Origin of the sequence: Pseudomonas sp. UBA6310 (assembly GCF_002438225.1) — a bacterium.
GTDB lineage: Bacteria > Pseudomonadota > Gammaproteobacteria > Pseudomonadales > Pseudomonadaceae > Pseudomonas_O > Pseudomonas_O kuykendallii.
This window is the reverse complement of record NZ_DJTK01000061.1, coordinates 31,247-47,274: the sequence shown is the minus strand read 5'-3', so window position 1 is coordinate 47,274 and position 16,028 is coordinate 31,247. Positions and strand designations below refer to the sequence as shown.

11 protein-coding genes are annotated in these 16,028 nt (G+C 67.3%); all 11 read right to left on the bottom strand.

All coding sequences use genetic code 11. The features are described from left to right. A partial coding sequence (locus B3E91_RS14860; protein ID WP_287030156.1) for a DUF748 domain-containing protein occupies window positions 1-2,821 on the bottom strand: 2,821 nt, incomplete at its 3' end. 78 nt (window positions 2,822-2,899) lie between these two features. Continuing rightward, window positions 2,900-3,913, bottom strand: coding sequence for a class I SAM-dependent rRNA methyltransferase (locus B3E91_RS14855; protein WP_287030155.1), 1,014 nt, complete (start codon window positions 3,911-3,913; stop codon window positions 2,900-2,902). A 74-nt stretch (window positions 3,914-3,987) separates the two neighbouring features. Further along, entirely contained in the window at window positions 3,988-5,166 is a 1,179-nt protein-coding gene (locus B3E91_RS14850; RefSeq protein WP_273234281.1) for an acetyl-CoA C-acetyltransferase, read from the bottom strand. A gap of 106 nt (window positions 5,167-5,272) precedes the next feature. Continuing rightward, window positions 5,273-6,151: an oxygenase MpaB family protein gene (locus B3E91_RS14845; protein ID WP_287030154.1), complete on the bottom strand. Its 879-nt coding sequence runs from the start codon at window positions 6,149-6,151 to the stop codon at window positions 5,273-5,275. 67 nt (window positions 6,152-6,218) lie between these two features. Then, the gene (acs, locus tag B3E91_RS14840) at window positions 6,219-8,156 is read right to left on the bottom strand and encodes an acetate--CoA ligase (protein WP_287030153.1); all 1,938 of its coding nucleotides are present in this window, start codon (window positions 8,154-8,156) and stop codon (window positions 6,219-6,221) included. Between the two features lie 161 nt (window positions 8,157-8,317). Further along, a complete protein-coding gene (pgi, locus tag B3E91_RS14835) occupies window positions 8,318-9,982 on the bottom strand; it encodes a glucose-6-phosphate isomerase (RefSeq protein WP_273234286.1) in 1,665 nt (554 codons plus the stop codon). Window positions 9,983-10,153: 171 nt separating this feature from the next. Next, window positions 10,154-11,014, bottom strand: coding sequence for a pantoate--beta-alanine ligase (gene panC, locus B3E91_RS14830; RefSeq protein WP_287030152.1), 861 nt, complete (start codon window positions 11,012-11,014; stop codon window positions 10,154-10,156). After that, complete coding sequence (panB, locus tag B3E91_RS14825) at window positions 11,011-11,811, bottom strand: 3-methyl-2-oxobutanoate hydroxymethyltransferase (protein WP_287030151.1); 801 nt, start codon at window positions 11,809-11,811, stop codon at window positions 11,011-11,013. Before panB ends, panC begins: the two co-directional genes overlap by 4 nt. A 196-nt stretch (window positions 11,812-12,007) precedes the next feature. Further along, on the bottom strand, window positions 12,008-12,499 hold the full coding sequence (gene folK, locus B3E91_RS14820; protein WP_273234290.1) for a 2-amino-4-hydroxy-6-hydroxymethyldihydropteridine diphosphokinase: 492 nt from the start codon (window positions 12,497-12,499) through the stop codon (window positions 12,008-12,010). Between the two features lie 3 nt (window positions 12,500-12,502). Continuing rightward, entirely contained in the window at window positions 12,503-13,903 is a 1,401-nt protein-coding gene (locus tag B3E91_RS14815; protein WP_273234292.1) for a polynucleotide adenylyltransferase PcnB, read from the bottom strand. Between the two features lie 649 nt (window positions 13,904-14,552). After that, window positions 14,553-15,974, bottom strand: a complete 1,422-nt coding sequence (locus tag B3E91_RS14810) for a sigma-54-dependent transcriptional regulator (protein ID WP_090223578.1) — start codon at window positions 15,972-15,974, stop codon at window positions 14,553-14,555. Window positions 15,975-16,028: the final 54 nt, after the last annotated feature.

Sequence of the window (16,028 nt, the reverse complement as noted above, 5' to 3'; positions counted from 1 at the left end):
GCTGATCCTCCAGGCCGCCGCGCTGCACCAAGTAATCCTTGATGTTCGCGGCGCGGTCCTGGGCCAGCTTGCGCGAGAGCAGGCTGGTCGGGCGCTGTACCCAGGAGCCGATCACCGCCTCGCGCATCTTCGCCACGCGCTGTTCGCGGTCGAGCTCCTTCCACTCCGCCGGCGGTTGTTGCCTGAGCCGATCACGGTAGATGCCTTCGAGCAGCGCGGGCTTGTCATCGTCCTCCACCACCAGCTCGTCGGCGCTGGCCGGCACCTTGTCGCCGCGCCGTTGCAGCATCCGGTAGCTGACGGTGCGGTACTCGCGCTCCAGGCGCTGCTCGGCCAGGGGCAGGCCATCGCTGGCACGGGCGCTGACGCCTTCGACTTCCAGGCGCAGCTCGGGGCGCTTCTTCAGCGCATCGGCGAGGGTGTCCAGCGAGCGCATCGCGCTGTCGTCCAGTTCGGCGCTGCCGGGCGCGAAGGAAACCTGATCCAGGTTGTCACCACCACCGGGCACCAGCCCGGCGATCAGCTTGAAGGGCGCCTGCACCGCGCGCAGTACCAAGTTGCGCAGGGTCTGCCAGACGATCGGCATAACGCTGAACTGCGGATCGTTGAGATTGCCCTGCACCGGCAGCTCGATGGAGATCACGCCCTTGGTGTCCTTGAGCAAGGCAACCGCCAGGCGCACCGGCAGGTCCACCGCGTCCTTGCTGTCGACCCGTTCGCCGAGCTCCAGCTGATGCAGCACCAGCTTGTTCTCGGCGTTCAGCCGGCCCTGCTCGACCTTGTAGTGCAGGTCGAGGTCGAGGCGACCCTTGCGGATACGGTAGCCGGCGAACTTGCCGGAGTAGGGCGTCAGCGTGGTCAGCTCGACGTTGTGGAAGCTGGTGGCGATGTCCAGGCTGTTTAGCGGATCGAAGGCTTCCAGGCGGCCACGGATGCTGACCGGCGCGTAGCGGTCCACCTTGCCAGCGATTTCCACCGCAGCGGCCTTCTTGCTGCGGTTGTCGAGGGTGCCGATCTTTCCGTTGAGCTGGCCGATGGCGGTGGCGAAGTTGGGGCGCAGGCTGAAGTCGGCGAAGTTCGCCGAACCGTCCTTAAGGCCGATCGCACCGATGCGTATCGCCAGCGGCGGGCTGTCCGGCTCGTTCGAGGGCGGCTGCGGAACCAGCAGCTCCTTGACGTTGGTGGTGAGGTCCTCGTTGATCACCACGCGTGCGTAGGGCTGGTCGAGATTGACCGTGTCGATGCTCAGGCTCTTGCCGTGGCGGTAATCCAGGCCCTTGATCGCCAGCGCGCGCCATTTGACGAAGTCGCGCTCCTTGAGCGTGTCGAGCGTATGCAACTGGGCCACGTCGGCGCTGCCGGTGACGCTCAATGCCAGAGGCTCGGTGCCGGTCAGCGCGACATCGAGATCGCTGCTCAGCAGGCCGCTGCGCAACTCCAGGCGAATGAACGGGCTGAGGTAGGCCTGGGCCAGGCGCAGGTCGATGTCCTTGCTGACGACCTTGAGTTGCGCGCTGGTCGGCTGCAATTGGGCCTGGCCTTGCACCTCCAGACGTCCCTGGCCGGCTATGGAGGTGTTCAGCTTGAGCTGGAAGGGCGAGGTTCCGAGGCTGTCGAAGGCGCTGACGTCCAGGTCCAGCGGGCCGACTTCCAGCGCGACCGCGGGCTTCGGCTGGCGGTCGGCGAGATGCAGTTTCGCGCCCCGCAGCTGCGCATCCTGCAGCAGCACCTGCCAGGGCGTTTGCGCTTCCGCCGTTTCCGCTGCGGGCGCTGTCGGCGCTGCTGCGGTGGCCGGGGCGGGCTCGGCGGCGTCCTGGGCGAACAGCTTCTGCCAGTCGATCTGGCCGTCGGCCTCGCGGGCGGCCCAGGCTTCCAGGCCCTGGCTGCGCACCTCGCCGATTTCCACATGGCGCCGGGCCAGGTCCAGTGCCACCTTGGCGACGTCCAGGCTGGCGAGCTTGAGCAGCGGACGGCCATCCGGTGCCTTGATCGAGAACGGCGCCAGCTTGAGGCTGGCGTCGCTCAGGCGCAGCTCGGTGCCCTGGCTGAGGTCCAGCTCGTAACGGCTGTCCAGGCTGGCGCTGCCTTCCTCGAGGTCCAGTGGTGCGGCGTCGCGCACGTAGGGCCAGAACGTCTTCAAGGCGACGTCGGTGACCTGCAGGTGGCCGCTGGAGCGGATCGGCGCCAGGCTCACCTGGCCCTGCCAGTCGATGCGGCCACCGGCCGGATTGCTGGCGGACAGCGTGGCCTCGGCGTTGCCATCGGGCAGTGTGCTGAGGTTCGCCAGGTCGAGATCCAGCGAGTCGTAGAAGAATTCGATCGGCTCACTCGGGCGCAGGTCCTCGAAGTGCAGCTTGCCGCCGGCGATCGCCAGGCGGTCGATACGCACCGGAAACGGGCCTTCATCGGCGTCGGCCGGTGCTTCGGCCGCCGTTTCGGCGGGCGGCAACTTGAACAGTTGGGCGAGGTTCAACGCGCCGTCCTTGGCGAAGCGCAGGTCCACCAGCGGCTGCTCGAGTTCCACGTCGGCCAGGTGCAGCGCACCGCTCCAGAGACTGTTCAGCTGCAGGTTGGCGTAGAGCCGGGCGAAGGCCAGCGACTCCCCGCCGACCTCGCCGAAGCGCAGCCCGGTCAGCTCCAGCTCCAGCGTGAAGGGGTTGAAGCGGACCTTTTCCAGATGCGCCGGAACCGTGGCGTACTCGGCGAGCTTCGCGTTGACCACGCGCACCGCGACGGCGGGCAGGATCAGGAAACCGATCAGGGCATACAGCACGAGGGCGACCAGGGAGGCGATGCCGGCGCGTTTCAATCCTTTGGGCATGGGTAGTCTTCTGTCCCGACGAAAGGTTCGTTGGAGTATGGCATGTCGTCGCGGTTCCGAAGCTCCGCTGCGGTTTCGCTAGAAGCGCAGCACCAGTGTCTTCAGCGGCGGCTGGCCATCGCGCGAGGGAAAGTCCGCCGCCGGTTCGATCTGCTGGCAGTCACGCACGGGGCGACCGAGCTTGCTGGCGCAGCGCAGCACCTGCTCGCGCCAGTCGGCGAGGGCGACCTTCGCCAGGTTGTTGCAGCAGACCAGCACGCCATCTTCCGCGGTGGCCAGCAGCGCGGGCTTGAGCAGGCTCTGGTAGTCGCGCAGCAGATCGACGGTGCCGAACGCGCTCTTCGCCCAGGCTGGCGGGTCGAGGAACACCAGGTCGAAGGTGCGCTGCGCCAGGCGTTGGTACGACGGCAGCCTGTGCCCACGGCGGCTGCTGACGGGCAGCCCGGCGAGCTGGCGGATCGCCGAGAAGTAGTCGGACTGCACGAAGCTCATCGCCAGCCCCGGATTGAGCGCCAGGTTTTCCCGGCCGACCGCCAGGTTGCCTTCGGCGAAATCCAGGTTGCACACCTCGTTCGCGCCGCCGGCCGCCGCGCAGAGCCCGACGCCGCAGGTATAGGCGAACAGGTTGAGCACCGACTTGCTGGCGCTGTGCGCCTTGACCCAGCCGCGCGCGTTGCGCAGGTCGAGGAACAGCAGCGGGTCCTGGCCGGGATGGCGACCGCGCACGCGGTAGTTCAGCCCCCATTCGCGCCCGACGAGGTCGGCTAGCGCTGCGGCGTCGGGCTGGTGCGCAGCGGCGCTGCGGTCGATGCGCGAGTTGCCACCGGAGCGGTCGTTGTAGACCAGCAGCAAGGGCACGCCGAGGGCCGCCTCGACCTGGCCGAGCAGGTCCGGCAGCAGGGCCTGATCCAGCGGCAGGTGGAAACTCTGTACCAGCAGTTGCGGGCCGTAGCGGTCGAGGGTGAGGCCGGGCGCGCCTTCCTGGCTGCCGTGGAACAACCGGTAGCAATCGGTGGCTTTGGCGTGCAGTTCGGCGAGCAGCGGCTCGCGCTGGAGGAGGGCGGCGCGCAGCGCCTGATCGAGAGAGGGCATGCGCGGCGACTCGAAAGAGAGGGCCGCGCAGTGTAGCGAAAAAAGCCGGTCGAGGCCCCGTGCGGGCCGGCGGCCTAGCGCTCGAGCGCCAATGCCACGCCCTGGCCGCCGCCGATGCACAGGGTCGCCAGGCCCTTCTTCGCGTCGCGCTTGAGCATCTCGTGGAGCAGGGTGACCAGCACGCGGCAGCCCGATGCGCCGATCGGGTGGCCGATGGCGATGGCGCCGCCGTTGACGTTGACCTTGGCGGCGTCCCAGCCCAGCTCCTTGCCCACCGACAGCGATTGCGCGGCGAACGCCTCGTTGGCTTCGATGAGGTCGAGCTGTTCCAGCGTCCAGCCGGCCTTTTCCAGGCAGCGCCGGGTGGCCGGGACCGGGCCGATGCCCATGATCGCCGGGTCGACGCCGGCGCTGGCGTAGGCGGCGATGCGCGCCAGCACCGGCAGGCCGAGCGCGCGGGCCTTGTCAGCGCTCATCAGCAGCACGGCGGCGGCGCCGTCGTTCAGCGCCGAGGCATTGCCGGCGGTGACGCAGCCGGTCTTGGCGAACGCCGGCTTGAGCTTGGCCAGGGTTTCCTCGCTGGTGCCGGCGCGTGGCTGTTCGTCGGTGTCGAAGACCAGCGGCTCACCCTTGCGCTGCGGAATGCTGATCGGGGTGATCTCGTCCTTGAAGCGTCCGCTCTCGATGGCGGCGACGGCCTTGCGCTGCGAGGCCGCGGCGAAGGCGTCCTGCTCCTCGCGGGTCAGCGCGTACTTCTCCACCAGGTTCTCGGCGGTGATGCCCATGTGGTAGTCGTTGAAGGCGTCCCACAGGCCGTCCTCGATCATCGTGTCGACCAGCTTGGCGTGGCCCATGCGCAGGCCGGTGCGCGCGCCGGGCATGACGTAGGGCGCCAGGCTCATGTTCTCCTGGCCGCCGGCGATCACCACCTCGGCGTCGCCGCAGCGGATCGCCTGGGCACCGAGATGCAGCGCCTTGAGGCCGGAGCCGCAGACCTTGTTCAGGGTCAGCGCCGGCACCGAGTAAGGCAGGCCGCCCTTGATCGCGGCCTGCCGGGCGGGGTTCTGCCCGGCGCCAGCGGTGAGCACCTGGCCGAGGATCACTTCGTCCACCTCGGCCGGGTCGAGGCCGGTCTGTTCCAGCAGACGACGGATCACCGCGGCGCCGAGTTCGACGGCGGGCAGGTTCGCCAGCGAGCCCTGGAAGCTGCCGACGGCGGTGCGGGTGGCGGCGACGATTACGACTTCTTGCATGACGATTCCTCGAGCGTGGGCGCGGCGGGCGCGACGATTCGCTATGTTGGCACAGACCGGTGGCGGCGCTCAAAACGCGAACCGGGCGGTCACGTACCGGGCCAGGTCAGCGCAGCGGCGCCAGCCCCATGCGTCGCCGGGCGCGCGCCAGCGAGCCATTGCGCACGGCCCAGCGTAGCAGCGGCGCGGTGTTGCGCACGCCGACGCGGATCAGCCGGCGTCTGCCCGGGCTGAAGTCGAACCCGAGCATGGCGTGCGCCCAGTCCGGCAGCAGGTCGATGCCGGCCTGCATCATCAGCCCGCCGAACGGCCTGGCCAGCAGGCTGGGCGCTGGCGCATCGAGGAGAATGCGCAGCACCTCGCGCGAGCGCGCGTCGCAGACCAGTTGCGCGCGCTGCGCCTGCAGGTAGTCGGCGATCTCCACCCGCGAGCGCGGCACGTCATGGGCGCCGAGGCGTTCGGCGACCCGGGCGATTTCGGCGTAGTAGCGGTCCTGCTCGGCGCCCGGAAGGTGCGGGTCGAGGTAACGCAGGTGGGCCTTGAGGAAGCTGCTGACCTCGGCCACGTGGACCCAGGTCAGCAACGCCGGATCGGACGCCGCGTAGGGGCGTCCGTCGGCGGCCTGCCCGACCACGCCCTCGTGGATGTGCCGGACCCGCTCGATCAGGCGTTCGGCGTCGGCGCGGCTGCCGTAGGTGGTGGCCGAGATGAACTGCCCAGTGCGGCGCAGCCGGCCGAGCATGTCCTCGCGGAAGTTCGAATGGTCCCAGACGCCCGCCAGCGCCAGCGGGTGCAGCGCCTGCAACATCAGGGCGGAGATGCCGCCGATCAGCATCGAGGTGAAGTCGCCGTGGACCTTCCAGCACGCCGAGTCCGGACTGAACAGGCCGGGGTCGCCCGGCGGATGCTCGAAGTCGACCCCGCCGAGCGCGAGGCCGGTGAGGCTGAGGACCTGGGTTTCGATGCGGCGGCGAAGGATTTCCATCGGCCGATGATAACGGATGCAGCGCGCGTTACAGGTCGCCGGCGCGAACGCCGGCGACGCGTCCGGCTCAACGGTTCAGGCGGTTCTCGATCAGGTCGTCGACCACGCCCGGGTCGGCCAGGGTCGAGGTGTCGCCGAGTTCGTCCAGTTCGTTGCAGGCGATCTTGCGCAGGATGCGCCGCATGATCTTGCCGGACCGGGTCTTCGGCAGGCTCGGCGCCCATTGCAGCGCGTCCGGCTTGGCGAAGCTGCCGATCTCGCCGGCCACCCGCTTGAGCAGGTCCTGCCTGAGCCCGTCGCTCGGCTGGGCGCCGTTCATCAGGGTGACGAAGGCGTACAGGCCCTGGCCCTTCACCGCGTGGGGGCAGCCGACCACTGCGGCCTCGGCGACATCGTCATGGCTTACCAGTGCGCTTTCCACCTCGGCCGTGCCGATGCGGTGGCCGGAGACGTTGATCACGTCGTCGACGCGGCCGGTGATCCAGTAGTCGCCGTCCTCGTCGCGGCGCGCGCCGTCGCCGGTGAAGTAGTAGCCGGGATACTGCGAGAAGTAGGTGTCGATGAGCCGCTGGTGATCGCCGTAGATGCTGCGGATCTGGCTCGGCCAGCTGGCCTTGATCGCCAGCATGCCGGCGCCGGGGCCTTCGATTTCCTGGCCCTGTTCGTCGAGGATCACCGGCTGCACGCCGAAGAACGGCTGCGTCGCCGAGCCGGGCTTGAGCGCCATGGCGCCGGGCAGCGGGGCGATCATGATCGCCCCGGTCTCGGTCTGCCACCAGGTGTCGGCGATCGGGCAGCGGCTGTCGCCCACCACCTCGTAGAACCACTCCCAAGCTTCCGGGTTGATCGGTTCGCCGGCGCTGGCGAGCAGGCGCAGGCTGGCGCGCGAGGTGCGCAGGACCGGTTCGTCGCCCTCGCGCATCAGCGCGCGTATCGCCGTCGGCGCGGTATAGAAGATGTTCACCTGATGCTTGTCGACCACCTGCCAGAAGCGCGAGGCGTCCGGGTAGCTCGGTACGCCCTCGAACATCAGGGTGGTGGCGCCGTTCGCCAGCGGGCCGTAGACCACGTAGTCGTGGCCGGTGATCCAGCCGAGGTCGGCGGTGCACCAGTGGATTTCGCCGTCGTGGTAGTCCAGCGCGTAGCGGTGGGTCATCGCCGCGCCGAGCAGGTAGCCGGCGGTGCTGTGCAGCACGCCTTTCGGCTTGCCGGTGCTGCCGGAGGTGTAGAGGACGAACAGCGGGTCCTCGGCATCCATCGGCTCCGGCGGGCATTCGGCGGAGGCCTGGCGCACCGCCTGGTGATACCAGAGGTCGCGGCCTTCGACCCATTCGATCTCGCCCTGGGTGCGTTCCACCACCAGCACGGTGGAAACCTCCGGGCAGCGCTGCAGGGCCTGGTCGACGTTGTTCTTCAGCGGCACGTACTTGCCGCCGCGCACGCCTTCGTCGGCGGTGATCACGGTGCGGCAGTCGGCATCGAGAATGCGGTCGCGCAGGGCGTCCGGGGAGAAACCGCCGAACACCACGGAATGGATCGCGCCGATGCGCGTGCAGGCGAGCATGGCGTAGGCGGCTTCGGGAATCATCGGCATGTAGATGCACACCCGGTCGCCCTTCTTCACGCCGCGGCTCTTCAGCACGTTGGCCAGGCGGCAGACGTGGTGATGAAGCTTGCGGTAGGTGATCTGCGCCGACTCGGCGGGGTTGTCGCCTTCCCAGACGATGGCGATCTGCTCGCCGCGCTTTTCCAGGTGGCGGTCGATGCAGTTGTAGCTGACGTTGAGCTGGCCGCCCTTGAACCAGGAGGCGTGGCCGCGCCGCATGTCGCTTTCGTGGAGGCTGTCCCAGGGCTTGATCCAGTCGAGGAAGGTGGTTGCCTGCTCGGCCCAGAACGTCTCGGGCTGTTCGACGGATTGCCGGTAAAGGCGCTGGTAGTCGTCGCGGTCCAGGTGCGCGTACCGCCGCACCGCGTCGCTGACGGGGTGGGTGCTGATCTCGAACATGGGCGGGTTCCTTTGTTTTTGTATCCGCTGTGTTCGTAGGGTGCACCCGCGCCGCCGGCGCATTCAAGTACCGATGGCCGGGCGACGGTGTCTTTAGTTGTAGGAATGTTTCGGCGGGAGCGGCCGCGCGACGAGGGTTCGCCGCGCGGCGCGAAGGGCGATCAGCCGCGGTGACGGCCGCGGAAGTAGTCGATCAGACCCTGGGTGGAAGCGTCCTCGGCGGCGTCCGCCTCGTAGGCGGTGAGCTTCTGGTAGACCGACTTGCCGAGTTCCTTGCCCAGCTCGACGCCCCACTGGTCGAAGGAGTTGATCCCCCAGATCACGCCCTGGACGAACACCTTGTGCTCGTACAGCGCGATCAGCGCGCCGAGGCGACGCGGGCTGATGCGTTCCAGCACGAGGGTGTTGCTCGGGCGGTTGCCGGGAATCACCTTGTGCGGCGCCAGGCGCTGCACCTCGGCGTCGTCCAGGCCCTTCTCGCGCAACTCGGTCTCGGCCTCGGCGCGGGTCTTGCCGCGCATCAGCGCCTGACTCTGCGACAGGCAGTTGGCATACAACCACTGGTGGTGATCGGCGACCGGGTTGAAGCTGACGACCGGCACGATGAAGTCCGACGGGATCAGCGGCGTGCCCTGGTGCAGCAACTGGTGATAGGCGTGCTGACCGTTGCAGCCGACGCCGCCCCAGATGATCGGCCCGGTATCGCAGGACACCGGCGAGCCGTCCTGGCGCACGCTCTTGCCGTTGGACTCCATGTCCAGCTGCTGCAGGTGTTTGACGAAGTTGCGCAGGTAGTGGTCGTACGGCAGGAAGGCGTGGCTCTGGGCATCCCAGAAATTGCTGTACCAGACGCCCAGCATGGCAAGCAGCACCGGCATGTTCTTCTCGAACGGTGCGGTGCGGAAGTGCGTATCCATGGTGTAGGCGCCGGAGAGCAGCTCCTTGAAGTTGGACATGCCCACCGCCAGCGCGATCGGCAGACCGATGGCCGACCACAGCGAGTAGCGCCCGCCGACCCAGTCCCACATCGGGAACACGTTCTTCTCGAGGATGCCGAACGCCACGGCGGCCGGTTTGTTGCTGGTGACCGCGATGAAGTGCCGGTAGAGCTTCTCCTGGGTGCCGCCACGGGCCAGGTACCAGGCCCGGGCTGCCTGGGCGTTCTTCAGGGTTTCCAGGGTACTGAAGGTCTTGCTGGAAATGATGAACAGCGTGGTCTCGACGTTCAGCTTGGCCATCACCTCGCGGAATTCGCTACCGTCGATGTTGGCCAGGTAGTGGCAGCGCACGCCGTTCTGGGTGAACGGCAGCAGCGCCTCGGAAACCAGCTGAGGGCCGAGGAAGGAACCGCCGATGCCGATGTTGACCACGTCGGTGATGGTCTTGTCGTTGTAGCCGCGCCACTGGTTGGTGTGGATGCGGCCGACCACGTCGGTCATCTGGTTCAGCACCTGGTGAACGTCGGGGATGATGTTACGCCCGTCGACCATGATGCATTCGCCCACCGGGCGGCGCAGGGCGGTGTGCAGCACCGGGCGCTTTTCCGAGGCATTGATCGGCTGGCCCTCGAACATCGCGTGCAGCGCCTGCTCGACGCCGGCCTCGCGCGCCAGGCTGACCAGCAGGTCGCGGGTCTCGTGGGTGATCAGGTTCTTCGAGTAGTCGAGGAACAGGCCGCAGGCGCTCAGGGAGAAGTCGCTGAAGCGCTGCGGGTCCGAGGCGAAGGCCTCGCGCATGCTGAAGTTCTGCAGGTTCAGCCGGTGATCGGTGAGGGCTTTCCAGGAGGGGAGGGAAGTTACGTCGAGGGGATTCTGGTAGTACGCCATGAATGTCCGGCTTCCTTAGCTTGAGCCTTGTTCAGGCACCGCGGTCGCGTCGACCGGGCGCATGTCCTATACCGCTGAACTGCTTGGAACAGGAAAAGCCCGCAGTGTTCCGGGGCTTTTCGAATCTAGCGCGCCGCTCCGCCCGAAGGCCTGGCGGCATCCCCGCGACGCTCAGCCGGTCGGCGGCAGCTCGACGGTCAGGTTATCGATCAGGCGCGTGCTACCGAGGTACGCGGCGGCCAGAATCACCAGTTTGCGGTCTTCCGGGCGCGCGGCTCGCAGGTGGTCGGCTTCGCGGATTTCCAGGTAGTCGACGCGCAGGCCGGACGCTTCCTGCTCGGCGCGTGCCTGCTCGAGCAGCGCCGCGCGGTCGGTGTTGCCGGCGCGCAGGCCGTCGGCCAGGCGCGTCATGCTGCGATACAGGGCCGGCGCCGTGGCGCGCTGCCGTTCGTCGAGGTAGCCGTTGCGCGAGGATAGCGCCAGCCCGTCGCCGGCGCGCACGGTCGGCGCACCGATGATCTCGATCGGCAGATTGAGGTCGGCAACCATCTTGCGGATCACCGCCAGTTGCTGGAAATCCTTCTGGCCGAACACCGCGACATCCGGCTGGACCATGTTGAACAGCTTGTTGACCACCGTTGCCACGCCTTCGAAGTGACCCGGCCGGCTGGCGCCGCACAGGCCTTCGGACACCTCGGGCACGCTGACCCGGGTCTGGCCGTCGGCGCCATTGGGGTACATCTGCTCGACGCTGGGCGCGAACAGCAGATCGCAGCCTGCGGCGAGGAGCTTTTCCTGATCGGCCGGGAGCGTGCGCGGGTAGGTCGCCAGGTCTTCGCGCGGGCCGAACTGCAGCGGATTGACGAAGATGCTGGCGACCACGAAGTCGGCATGCCCGGCGATCCGTTCGACCAGCGCCGCGTGGCCGGCGTGCAGGTTGCCCATGGTCGGCACCAGGCCGATGCGTTTGCCTGCGCGGCGCGCGTGCAGCACGGCGGCGCGCAGTTCCGCGACGGTATGCACGGTGATCATGCGGAGAACCCGTGTTCGGCGGCGGGGAAACTGACGGCCTTCACCTCCCGCACGTAGGCGGCGAGGGCGCCCTGGATGCTGCTCTGGCCTTGCATGAAGTTCTTCACGAACTTCGGCATGCGGCCGGAGAGGGACAGCCCGAGCATGTCGTGCAACACCAGCACCTGGCCGTCGGTATCGCTGCCGGCACCGATGCCGATCACCGGAATCTTCACCGCCTGGGTGATCTCCGCGGCCAGCTCGCTGGGCACGCATTCGAGCAGCAGCATCGCCACGCCGGCCTGTTCCAGCGCCACGGCGTCGGCGCGCAGCTGACGCGCCTGGGCGTCGCCGCGTCCCTGCACCTTGTAGCCGCCGAGGACGTTCACGGCCTGCGGCGTCAGGCCCAGGTGCGCGCAGACCGGAATCCCGCGCTCGGCCAGCAGCCGGATCGACTCGGCCAGCCAGGCGGCGCCCTCCACCTTGACCATGTGCGCGCCGGCCTTCATCAGCGCCGCGGAATTGTTCAGCGTCTGCTCGAGCGTGGCGTTGGCCATGAACGGCAGGTCGGCGACGATCATCGCGCCCTTGTTGCCGCGCTTCACGCAGGCCGTGTGATAGACCATGTCCTCGACGCTGACCGGCAGCGTGCTGTCGTGGCCCTGCAGGACCATGCCCAGGGAGTCGCCAATCAGTAGCATCTCGACGCCAGCGGCGCAGCAGGCGTCGGCGAAGGTGGCGTCGTAACAGGTCAACATGGCGATCTTCTCGCCCTGCAGCTTGAGTTGTTGCAGGGACGTCAGGGTTGTTTCAGGCATGGAAAAGGTCCTCTTCGCAGGCGGTGTGAATGGTACTGCACGAGGCGGTTTTGGCGGCCTGGAGGCCCGCGGGGATTGCTCGCACGACACTTCACCCGTCCTGATCGCACCGGTTTTTGGCACCGGCTCTGGGCAACGGGACGCCTATAGTCCCGATGGGGGGGCGTGAAGTCAATTAGGCGGTGTTACCGCCGTGTTACGGCGTTACCGGCAGTCGCTCGAGGCCGCTGAACGGGCAGGCGGCGAGCAGCTGGTCGAGCGTCCGGCCATCGGCCAGGCGCAGCCCCGGGGCGATTTCCGCCAGCGGATAGAGGACGAACGCCCGCGCATGCATATGGTAGTGCGGCACGCGCAGCCGCGGCTCGTCGATCAGCCGGTCGCCGAACGCCAGGATGTCCAGGTCGAGGGTGCGCGGGCCCCAGCGTTCGGCCTTGCGCTGGCGCCCCTGCTCCTGCTCGATGGCCTGCAGCGCGTCGAGCAATGCGAGGGGCGCCAGCGTGGTATCGAGCGCCGCTACGGCGTTGAGGTAGCGCGGCTGGTCCGGCGGGCCAAGCGGGTCGCTGGAGTAGAAGGAAGAGACGGCGACGAGCCGCGATTGCGGCAACTCGCCGATGGCTTGCAGCGCCGCGCCGAGCTGGGCGAGTGGCTCGGCGAGGTTGCTGCCCAGGCCGAGGTAGACCCGTTCCACGGATCAGTCGGCCGAGCTCGGCGCGCCATCCTGCGGGCCACGGCGGCGCCGATTGCCGCCACGGCGACGCTTGCGCGGCGCACCGCCGGCATCGTCCTTGCCGCTGAGGTCGCGGATCATGGCGCGCCGTTCGCTGTCGCTGGCGTCCTGGTAGTCGGTCCACCAGTCGCCCAGGCCGTCGGTTTTCTCGCCAGCGCTTTCGCGCAGCAGGAGGAAGTCGTAGCCCGCGCGGAAGCGGGGGTTTTCCAGCAACAGGTCGGCGCGCTTGCCGTGGCGGCGGGGCAGGCGTTCCTGCATGTCCCAGATTTCGCGAATCGGGATGGTGAAGCGCTTGGGCACCGCGGTGCGCTGGCACTGTTCGACGATCAGCGTGTGCGCGGCTTCCTGCATTGCCGCGATCGGCGGCAGGCCGCGATCCTGCAGTTGCAGCACGCGGGCGGGCAGGGCAGGCCACAGCAAGGCGGCGAAGAGGAATGCCGGCGTCACCGGTTTGCCCAGGTGGACGCGTTCGTCGGTGTTCGCCAGGGCCTGGCGAATCAGCGAGCCTGCGTACTCCGGGCGCTGCTCGAGCGCTTTCGCGCTGGCCGGGAACAGCGGCGCGTAGAGGTCGTACTCGAGCAGCAGCTCGAAGGTCTCCTCGGCCACGCCGGAGAGGAACAGCTTGAGCACTTCGTCGAACAGCCGCGCCGAGGGGATTTCGCGCAGCATCGGAGCCAGTCGGCGGATCGGCTCGGCGCTGTGCTTCTCGATGTCGAAGTCGAGCTTGGCGGCGAAGCGGATCGCCCGCAGCATGCGCACCGGGTCTTCCTGGTAGCGTTGCTCCGGCACGCCGATCAGGCGGATCAGGTGATTGTCGATGTCCTTCACGCCGCGCGCGTAGTCGAGGATGCGCTCGGTGCTGGGATCGTAGTAAAGCGCGTTGATGGTGAAGTCGCGGCGCTGCGCGTCGTCCTCCAGCGTGCCGTAGACGTTGTCGCGCAGGATTCGCCCGCTCTCGTTGCGCGAGGACTGGTTGCTGTTCTCCTCATCATCGCCTTGCGGGTGGTTGGCGCGGAAGGTCGCGACCTCGATGATCTCGCGGCCGAAATGCACATGAACCAGCTTGAAGCGGCGGCCGATCACCCGCGCGTTGCGGAACTCTGCGCGGACCTGCTCGGGCGTGGCGCTGGTGGCGACGTCGAAATCCTTGGGCGTGTAGTTGAGCAGCAGGTCGCGCACGCAACCGCCGACCACGTAGGCTTCGTAGCCGGCCTTCTGCAGGCGCTCTACGACACTCACGGCGTGACGGCTGATCTGGGAGTGGGTCAGGGAATGCTGGCGACTACTCAGCACCTCGGGGGTGCTACGCGGGTGCTGGGCACGGCGCAGGGGTGAGCGGAACGACTGGAACAGCTTCTTCAGCATGGATGGCACTGTTTGGCGGGATGATCGGCCAGGATTGAGAATGACCGCTTGATTTTCGCGGATTCTAACATTACGAGGGGGGATGGTGAACGACGGATCTTGCGGGGGGTAAAGCTACTGGGGGAGCCGAAGCTCCCCCTAAGTAATGCTTTCTTTGTTTTTATTATTATGTCGGCTTGTTGTTTTTGTTGTCCGACCCGTCCCCGAGGCCAGGGGCCTGAGGACGGACTCCCACTCTGGGAGCTAATAGCAAACGGATTACTTTGGACGCTGATGCTGCCATGACCTTGCGATCCAACCAGTCCGACGCTGCCTCTAGGCAGTTTTATTGTTCTTGTCCTGGCTGTGGGGCAAGCCCCAAAAGCAATTCCTCTCCAAAAGAATCAGTTAGCTGCGCCTCCGCCGTGTTGTTTTTATTGTGCTGGAGTCGATACGTCTTGTTTTTATTGTGGGGTTCAGCGTTTGTTATTGTTGTTGTGCAATAGATAAAGCAGAAGCTGTGCCAGTTTTTAAAATTCCTTTTAAATCAACGGTTTGATTTTTCTATGTGGCGACCGGAGCGAAAAAAAGCCGGGTCCCCGTTACCGATGAACCCGGCTTTGTTACGTCGCATCCGTGTGCGGTAACAGGATGTGTGTGTCGCGAGACGTTACCGGATCTCGGATACGTCGGCGGTGGCGCTCTTGCGGCGTGGGATGCCCAGGCGCTGGCGACGTTCCCACAGGCACTTGCGGCTGATGCCGAGCTTGCGGGCCAGTTCCGTTTCGGTCATGTGGTCTTGGTGTTCGAGGACGAAGTGCTGGAAGTAGTCCTCCAGCGACAGGTCCTCGGTCGGTTCGTGGCTGTTGCTGCTGCCCTGCGCGGCGCTTTCGACGAAATCGTCGTCGTCGAGGTCGCTCAGCTCCACGTCGATCCCCAGCAGGTCGGCCGAGATGTCCGGGCTCTCGCAGAGAATCACCGCACGCTCGATGGCGTTCTCCAGCTCGCGCACGTTGCCCGGCCAGGAATAGTGACGAATCGCCTGTTCGGCGTCCGCGGCGAAGCGCAGGTCGCGGCCCATGCGCGCGCATTGGCGGGCAAGGAAGGCGCGGGCGATCTCGCTGACGTCGGCGCCGCGCTCGCGCAGCGGCGGCAGTTTCAGCGCGATGACGTGCAGGCGGTAATAGAGGTCCTCGCGGAACTGGCCGATCTTGGCCAGGGTTTTCAGGTCGCGGTGGGTGGCGGCGATCAGGCGCACGTCGACCTTCTGCGACTGCACCGACCCGACCCGGCGGATCTCGCCTTCCTGCAACACGCGCAGCAGCCGGGCCTGGGCTTCCAGCGGCAGCTCGCCGATCTCGTCGAGAAACAGCGTGCCACCGTCGGCCGCTTCGACCAGGCCGGCGCGGCCGGCGCTGGCGCCGGTGAAGGCGCCTTTCTCGTGGCCGAACAGTTCGGACTCGATCAGGGTCTCCGGGATCGCCGCGCAGTTCACCGAGATCAGCGGCGCCTTGGCGCGCTTGGACAGATTGTGCAGGGCGCGCGCGACCAGCTCCTTGCCGGTGCCGGATTCGCCCTGGATCAATACGTTGGAGTCGGTCGGCGCGACCTTGCGGATCTTGCTGTACATGTCCTGCATCGCCGCGCAGGAGCCGATGATGCCGATCTCGCCGTTCGCCGACGCCGGTTTGTCGGCCCCGCGCGTCGCATTCGGCTGTTCGGCCGGCGCGCTGCTGGCGCCCTGGCGATCGCGCAGGATGCGGGCCACGGCCTGGAGCATTTCATCGTGGTCGAACGGCTTGGCGATGTAGTCGACCGCGCCCATCTTCATCGAATCCACCGCCGAGCGCAGGCTGGCGTAGCTGGTCATGATCAGCACCGGGGTGCCCTGGGCGAGCTTGATCAGCTCGGTGCCGGGCGCGCCCGGCAGGCGCAGGTCGCTGACGATGAGGTCGAAGGACGGAATGCTGAAGCGCTCCTGGGCTTCCTGCACGGAGCCGGCTTCGCTGACTTCGTACTGGTTGCGCTCGAGCAGTCGGCGCAAGGCGGAGCGGATGATTGTTTCGTCTTCGACGATCAGGATATTCGGCATCAATAGAATTCTCTCGACGGTCTCGGGGCTGCGCGGAAATAGCCGCCAAGCGGC

Bases quoted from the DNA above. Each gene is read 5' to 3' on its own strand.
- B3E91_RS14855 (WP_287030155.1), bottom strand. From the start codon at position 3,913: ATGCCCTCTCTCGATCAGGCGCTGCGCGCCGCCCTCCTCCAGCGCGAG.
- B3E91_RS14850 (WP_273234281.1), bottom strand. From the start codon at position 5,166: ATGCAAGAAGTCGTAATCGTCGCCGCCACCCGCACCGCCGTCGGCAGC.
- B3E91_RS14845 (WP_287030154.1), bottom strand. From the start codon at position 6,151: ATGGAAATCCTTCGCCGCCGCATCGAAACCCAGGTCCTCAGCCTCACC.
- acs (WP_287030153.1), bottom strand. From the start codon at position 8,156: ATGTTCGAGATCAGCACCCACCCCGTCAGCGACGCGGTGCGGCGGTAC.
- pgi (WP_273234286.1), bottom strand. From the start codon at position 9,982: ATGGCGTACTACCAGAATCCCCTCGACGTAACTTCCCTCCCCTCCTGG.
- panC (WP_287030152.1), bottom strand. From the start codon at position 11,014: ATGATCACCGTGCATACCGTCGCGGAACTGCGCGCCGCCGTGCTGCAC.
- panB (WP_287030151.1), bottom strand. From the start codon at position 11,811: ATGCCTGAAACAACCCTGACGTCCCTGCAACAACTCAAGCTGCAGGGC.
- B3E91_RS14815 (WP_273234292.1), bottom strand. From the start codon at position 13,903: ATGCTGAAGAAGCTGTTCCAGTCGTTCCGCTCACCCCTGCGCCGTGCC.
- B3E91_RS14810 (WP_090223578.1), bottom strand. From the start codon at position 15,974: ATGCCGAATATCCTGATCGTCGAAGACGAAACAATCATCCGCTCCGCC.